The following is a 7,528-nucleotide window of genomic DNA, read 5'->3' as shown; positions in this document are numbered from 1 at the left end:
AGGATTAAAAATAATATCGTCAGGAACTGGCGATTACACGGGCGGAGACTCAAATAAGACTTTGGCAACAAAGCACAAGTCTGTGAAGCCCGAAGCCCATTTGTCTTTAGCAAATGGGTAGTTCACTACAGGTAGATATAAAATATAGAAAGAGATAAAAATGTAGAAATATTTTTTTTTATGTTTGTACTTACTTGATAAAAAACTAAAAGCTTGTGAAACTAAAACCTGTTGATAGCATTTCGGGAATTTCTCCTAAAGATTTTGTTAGAGATTATCTAAACAAAGGTCAGCCCGTTATCTTGAAAGATTTTATAAGTAAGGATAGTGCTTGTTGGACAAAGTGGAGTTATGATTACTTCAAGGAAATAGCTGGTGATGTTAAAATTGATGTCTACGGTAAGGAAGAAGAAGGCCATAATTACGCTGCAAGTCCTCCTGTTGGGAAAATGACTTTTGCACAGTATTTAGATAAAATTAGTAGTGAACCTACTGAATTGCGTTTATTCTTGTTTAATTTATTGAAAATACGTCCAGAATTGAAAAAGGATGTAATTTATAATGACGTGACAGGGGGTAAGGTAATTCAAGGTTTACCGTATATGTTTTTTGGTGGAGAAGGATCAGCTACGCGTAATCACTTTGATATAGATATGTCGCATGTGTTTATTTCGCAGTTTCAGGGGTACAAGCGTATTTGGTTATTTCCAAATGATCAGTCCGACTTGATGTATAAGTTGCCTTACAATTTTCACAGTATTGCGAATCTGAAAACTAGTAGTTTAGAAGAATATCCAGCTTTGAAATATTTGAATGGTTATGAGGCAGTGATAGGTCCTGGAGATACATGTTACATGCCTGCTGGATATTGGCATTACATTCAGTATGAAACAGAAGGATATTCCATTTCAGTACGTGCATTAGCAAACTCTTTGGGTGAAAAATTGAAAGGCGCACGCAATTTATTTATTACGCGTCATTTTGACGATACGATGCGTAAAATTTTTAAAGATAAATGGTTGCATTATAAAATTGATAAAGCACGCAAACGTGCTGATAAAGCAATGAATAGATATAAATAACTAAAATGGTCGAAATTTAATTCGACCTTTTTAGTTTTACTCTGCAATTTCTTCTTCCTCTTTTATCGCATTTCGATAGAATAAAGTATAAGGATCAGAATCGTAAATTTTTGCTTCAGGATTGTGCTTGAATGGAATAGCTGGGTTGAATATTTCCTCCAATGTAGCTGTTAAAAATTTGAAGAATTCCTCCTTTTGATCTGCTAAAAATTCACCTTCCATCAATGCTCCTCGGCTGCCATAGAAAAGCGTTCCCTCTTCGCGCATTTTGCGTGCGACATAAAGATGCGGTTCAAGATTTGATATACCTGTCTTTTGTTCAAATACGTACGCATAAAATAAAGTTTGGATTAGCGCTTTATTCGAGCTATTGGACGCAAAAACTTTCTCTATATTTTTAAAATCAACCGTATCTCCACCTGTTTTATAATCTACAATGCGTTTTTTAACTTCGCCTAGGTCAGTAACTACTTCATCAACACGGTCAATAATACCAAAAATTTGCACTTTTTCTTCTTTTCCATTAACATAGATAGGAAAGTCTAATACATAATCTTCATCGTTCTCTAATTCGATAATACGAAAAGACTTGTAGTTTTCGGCGTCGTATTCCAAATACATTTTAACGTATTCGCATGCAATTTTGTGCATGATGCGTTGTAAACTATTCAATTGATTAATTTCGGTGAATTCATCACCATACTGTTTTCCGATTTCAAGAATTATAAGTGAATCTACCTCTTTGATTTTATCCCTTAATATTTGTGTTGAAGTAAATTCAGATAATCCTTTGTATGGTTTTAGAATGGTTTCCATCACATTATGAATGACTGTACCTAATACATTCATCTCAAATTCTTGTGATATGCGAGGTGGTTCTTTGATTTCTGCAACGTGCTTGAAGAAAAATTGCAACGGTGAAAGCAAATACGTTGTCAATGCTGTTGCTGAAATTTTGGCTTTACCAACTATATATTTCCCGTACAATTTTCCCCACACTTTACCTGTTTTTGGAATTATAAGTTCTTCCTCGTTTGGAGGGAAAAGAATAGGTTGCTGCTGTTGCTTTTTTATAAAATTAAAATTGCTTTCAAATTCCAACTGGCGAATAAACCTACTTTCTTCACCTGTACTGTTTTCGTCTACGATACTGTTATAAAACAAGTGAATACCTGTGCTGTATTGCAAATGACGATAGAATAGGTATGCCGAAAGTGCATCTTGATTTTCTAAAATGGGTAATCCATACGCTCTTCGCAAGGTGTTTGGTAGAAAGGTTGCAGCACTCGAAGTTTTTGGTAAAATACCTTCATTAGCACCCAAAATATAAACATTGTCGAAATTTAAACATCGGCTTTCCAACAATCCCATAATTTGTAAGCCATCTAATGGATCTCCTTCAATAGCAGAGTTAATCGGCGCAATTGCTTTCCGAATCAAACCTATTTGAAAGATTATACTCAGTTCTGGCATTTTTTCAAATCCTAGATGCAATTGGTTCAAAACCTTTTTGGTTTCGATCAATAGATTCGCATCGATTTGCTTAATTTGCGTGTCTTGCGCTAGGGAAATCAACAATTCATCCAATAGATGAATCAAGGTTGGGATGACCTTTTTGGAGGATTCTAATGGTCTAAAAAAATGAGGCAAAACTGATGTTTTGACACTTATATCGTCAATATCGATTTCAAAAAGTTGTTTGTCAGCAATGGCTTTTTGTAAAGCTGTTTTTTCTTTAGTTGAAGTTTTGGTTAGTGGATTGTTCAAAAATGTTTCTACTTCTTGATATGTTATTTTTGTTTTCTTAAGATGCGAAACTTGCTCATGCACTCGCATCCACAAATCTAGGATACCAAAAATCGGAGATTGTGTCAGCGGAAAACCTGTTGTGATGTTTGCTTTGAGATTGGGTAAGCTTTGTAATAAGGGAACCAATAAGGATTCGTCAGCTAATAGAATAGCAGAGGTTTTTCCTTCTTTTTCATTTCCCAACAAGACATCGTGAAGAAGTTTTGTTTGACTAACCTTACCACTAGAAGCAATCAAGTGTATATTATCCTTACGATTTCCAATGACATTGGGTGCTTCGCCTAATGCATTCTGTAATTCCGTCTGAAATATATTCCTTCGGATAAATAACCCAGCTTCTTGTTGCTTGTCTTCCAAATAATAGGCATCCGCGTCAAAATAAAATAACGCTTTTCCTAGTTCTTGCCATTGTTTGAAAAGTTTAGCTTCCGCATTATTCAACGCGTTAAATCCTACAAAAAGAATTTTTTTGAAAGGTTTTATTAATGAAATGCTATCTAATTCTCCCTCTGCCAATTGGCGATAAATCGTAGGATAATTAGTTTGCTTATGTTCTATTAATATTTGTTTGAAAGCACGATAAAGTATAGGAAGTCTTTTCCATAATTTCAAGAATCGTTCTTGAATACCTTTATGCCCTGCGATACTGAAAGATTGCCAAAATTGACGAATAAAATCTTGTTGTTCTTTGGTCAAATGCTGGAACTCAATATCGATTTTGCTTGTATCGTACAATTCCATATAGATGTGATCGATATTCACCAAATCATAATCCAATTGGCTGAAATCACTTAAAATAATTTCAGCAATCGGATAAAATTCTTCAAGCGTTTCGGGTTCATGTCCTTCTTTGCCTAAGAATTCATTGTGCAATTCGTACAAATAGAAAAATTGCGTTAATTGGCTCACCTGCTCTGCTTCGGAAGCCAAACTGAAAAACTCTTGTATAGTGTAAAACTGTGGCGACCATATCGCGTGACCATACGTGTCTGCAAGATGTTTCTTCAGATACGTAATCGGACGTTTATTGTTGAAAACAATCGCTATTTCGGACAAATCTGTCCCGAAGCGTTGTTTGATATCTTCTGCTACTCCTGCTAAAAACGCTGTGTTCATTTCGACTCTCTTAATCTATTTCACCTCTACTAATTCATTGACCTTGGCGTAGAACAAAAAGCCACGGATATTTTTATAACCTAAGTTTTGGAGGGCTTTCATGTATTGATCAACTTGTGTTTTATGCTCGATATAATTGTCTCCTGTGAATTTAAAATCCAAAATTATTGTTTCTCCTTCTTTTGTAAAGACTTTGTCTGGGCGGAGTGTTCGACCATCTGCAGTTATAATCCCTGATTCGTTCCAGATTTTGTATTCCCCAGAAAGCCATTGATTAATTTGTGGATGATGCCATATTTGATAAATTTCTTTTTCAAGGAGGTCTTTATTTTCTACTGCTAAAATACCTTCATCAATATAGCGCGCTACGATTTTTTGAATATCCGATTCTTTGGAAGCTTCTGACATGACTTCGTGCGCAAGAATGCCATATTGCGATGCTTTTTCGAGCATTAAAATGGTGTTTATGGTGCGTTTACTGTTTTTATCCAACGCATTTTCCATTGCTACTGAAATAGGATAGCGCTCTAAAGCTATTTTCCCACTATCGACCAACTCTTTGTTTTCTTCTTTGACAATGATATTGTCCGATTGAATTTTTTGCTCTTCAATTGGAAATGGCGCATTAGGATGATCTAATACTTGATAGATGACATCAGAAATGAGGTCATTACATACTTTAACGCTACCAGTTTTCTTATCTGTAGCAAATGCTGGTGCGGTGATATAAATATGTTCGATAGCCCGAGTTGTTGCCACGTATAATGTATTCAATGAATCCATGTAATTGAACAGCTTTTCTTCAAAGTACTGTTGGTAAAAAAGGGATTTTCCAACGGAAGAACTGTATTTAATTGGAATTCTTCCAAGCTGTGCAAAAGGTGTATTTTCGGTATTAATCCAAAAATCCCCGTTAGCCATACCATCTAACGTCCACGAGCAGAACGGAATCATAACCACATCGTAAGCCAAACCTTTGGACTTATGGATAGTAGTGACTTCTATAGCATTTACTTTTCCACTTGAAGGTAATACTGCTTTATTGCCATCTTCTTCCCAAAACTCTATAAACTGATTGATACCTCGTTCGCCATTTGCGGTGAAATTGCCTACAATGTCTTTAAAAGTCAAAATGTAAGGTAAATGCACATTGTAATCTGATGTGAAACCATATATTTCAATAAGTTTCTCGACAAGATGAATCAACGGTAATTTCTGCCAAACATCCCAGTCAGTTATAAGCTGTTCGGGAAGAAGACTTTGGAGATTTTCAATATTATTATCTTTAAAATTCAACCAGGCGTCATTTTCAAAAGATTTTTGGGTGGAAATAATCTGATAGAGATAAGCCATCCGCGCATTGTGAATCACATGCTTGTCACTGTTGTAAATGAAAGCTTTTAACGATTCGACCAATAGATTGATAGCGTCGTTCGATGCCAGAGATAGTGCATCTCCCGAAATTACATCAAATTGCAGTCCTGTAGCATTTTTGTACTCCATCAGCTTTTGAATAATCTCTACTGCCTGCCTATTGCTACGTACCAAAATACCAATTTGTTTGGCATCATATCTACCACTCGAAATCCAGTTACCTATTTTTTCGCAAAGATTATTGATAGATTCTTCCTTGGCTTGATTTGCTCGCCATCGGCTATCCTCTACATTTATGTATTCTATTTCTATTGATCCCTGCTTATTCGGATCATTTAACTTAAATTCAGGAATTTCCTGTGCACTATTTTCGTAAGCGCGCACAAGCATACTATCGTTCTGTGCATTTCGCCACCAGCGTATACCTTCTTCCGAAAGCTCATTTTGAGCCATATCATTCAGCACATTTTGCATGTGAGTCGGAATAGATTGGTAGAGATAGTTATTAAATCGAATGATATTTGGCAGACTTCGGAAATTAGTTTCTAATATTCCATTATCAATAAAATGCTTTGTATTATCTGCATCCACATGGAAATTTTTAGTAACCTGTTCTTCCACCTGTTGCAACAAAATGCGCCAATCACCATTTCGCCAGCGGTAAATACTTTGTTTGACATCCCCGACAATCAAATGCTCACTTTGCAATCCTTCGGAGTTACTCAATGCATTTAATAATAAAGGACTATAATTCTTCCATTGAATACGTGAAGTGTCCTGAAACTCATCAAACAAGAAATAATTATAACGATTACCAATTTTTTCCCAGATAAATGTCGGGTCATTGTGTGCGTCTAAACCCAATTTGTTCAACAATATCTGCGAATCAGAAATCAATTGTGCACTATTTTCTTTCCGCCAAGTACTAAGCAAGTCAGACATTTCTTTCAGCAGTCTTAAATAATAAAGATTGCCTTGCACAGATTGATAAGCAATATAGGTTGGCAATAACTGTTCTAAAGTTGCAAATTGCCTCAATACCGGTCTAAATCCTTCAATTAGATCATAACGTAGGTTCTTGTCTTTATCAGTATACGGATCTTCATCGTCGATTAGTTTGGTGTATTTTCCTAGTAACTCTATAAGACCAGATAAAGACAACTTTTGAACTTGTGGCGTAATTTTATTTGCCGAAACTAAGGGGTTTCGAGATTTACCTTTCATTTCATTGGCATCCACATGCAAGGATTTGAATGTTTCTTGAAAAGACTGAATGGCTAAACTTAAGCTATCCAGGTATGATTGTGTTTTCTCAAAAACCTCTTTGTTGAGTAAATTAAAAATCTCATTTGTATCAGCAGATGCTAAGGCGCCATCAAACTCTTGAAAATTCTCTGTGAATATCAAACCAGCCAATTGGCTCAATTGATTGCGGTAATTCCAATTTTCATTGTTAGCAATTTTCTTTTCGGCGTAGCCAATAATCCAATCCAATAATTCTGGTTTTTCGTCCAACAATTGATTCAGCATCATCGTCAAATCTGTTTTGACTTTGTTGGTGTTCATTTCAATCTTATACGCTGCATCTAGGTTAAGTTCGTACGTAAAAGAACGAATGACTTTTTGTGAAAAACCATCAATGGTGCTAATCGTAAAATGACTATAATCGTGCAAAATTCTGCGATAAACGCGATATGCTTTCTCTTGAATGAGCGCAGCTGACCATTGTGGGTTTTGTTCCAAAAGTAGTTTTCTAAAGCTATCAATCTTACTTGATGTTTCACCAACAGCAAGACCTTGCAGCACTGAAAGAATACGTTCTTTCATCTCTGCTGTAGCTTTATTAGTAAAGGTAACAGCAAGAATCTCTCTGTAGCTGTTCTCATTGGTCAGGAGTAAAGTGATATAATGTAAGGTCAAACTAAATGTCTTACCCGAACCAGCGGAAGCTTTAAGAATTTTTAACGGAGCAACATGAATCATTTCGAAATACGATTAGGAAGATTGAAATTACATTAAAAAAGCTGTTATATCAAACGCATTATAGAGTAGGCTCATTTAAAGCTTTTTAGTTTGAAAAAATATTTTTATCTTTGCGTCCCCTCATACATGAAGTACGGGGGATATGTTGAATACATAAATAATTA

Annotated in this window: 3 protein-coding genes; 1 reads left to right on the top strand and 2 read right to left on the bottom strand. The window is 35.5% G+C overall.

What is annotated here, in order from left to right; translation table 11 throughout:
* Positions 1 to 215: 215 nt before the first annotated feature.
* A complete protein-coding gene (locus FLS47_RS11810) occupies positions 216 to 1,082 on the top strand; it encodes a cupin-like domain-containing protein (protein ID WP_149914577.1) in 867 nt (288 codons plus the stop codon).
* A gap of 36 nt (positions 1,083 to 1,118) precedes the next feature.
* Here FLS47_RS11810 and FLS47_RS11805 read toward each other — a convergent pair whose 3' ends face one another.
* The gene (locus FLS47_RS11805) at positions 1,119 to 4,007 is read right to left on the bottom strand and encodes a PD-(D/E)XK nuclease family protein (protein ID WP_149914576.1); all 2,889 of its coding nucleotides are present in this window, start codon (positions 4,005 to 4,007) and stop codon (positions 1,119 to 1,121) included.
* Between the two features lie 15 nt (positions 4,008 to 4,022).
* Positions 4,023 to 7,364 carry a UvrD-helicase domain-containing protein gene (locus FLS47_RS11800; protein ID WP_149914575.1) on the bottom strand — a complete coding sequence of 1,114 codons (3,342 nt, stop codon included), beginning with the start codon at positions 7,362 to 7,364 and terminating at the stop codon, positions 4,023 to 4,025.
* Positions 7,365 to 7,528 lie beyond the last annotated feature (164 nt).

Source organism: Sphingobacterium cavernae, from assembly GCF_008520265.1.
Lineage (GTDB): Bacteria > Bacteroidota > Bacteroidia > Sphingobacteriales > Sphingobacteriaceae > Sphingobacterium > Sphingobacterium cavernae.
The sequence above is the reverse complement of the archived record's forward strand: the minus strand, read 5'-3'. Positions and strand labels throughout refer to the sequence as shown.

Coding starts and splice junctions, on each gene's coding strand:
- FLS47_RS11805 (WP_149914576.1), bottom strand. CDS start 4,007: ATGAACACAGCGTTTTTAGCAGGAGTAGCAGAAGATATCAAACAACGC.
- FLS47_RS11800 (WP_149914575.1), bottom strand. CDS start 7,364: ATGATTCATGTTGCTCCGTTAAAAATTCTTAAAGCTTCCGCTGGTTCG.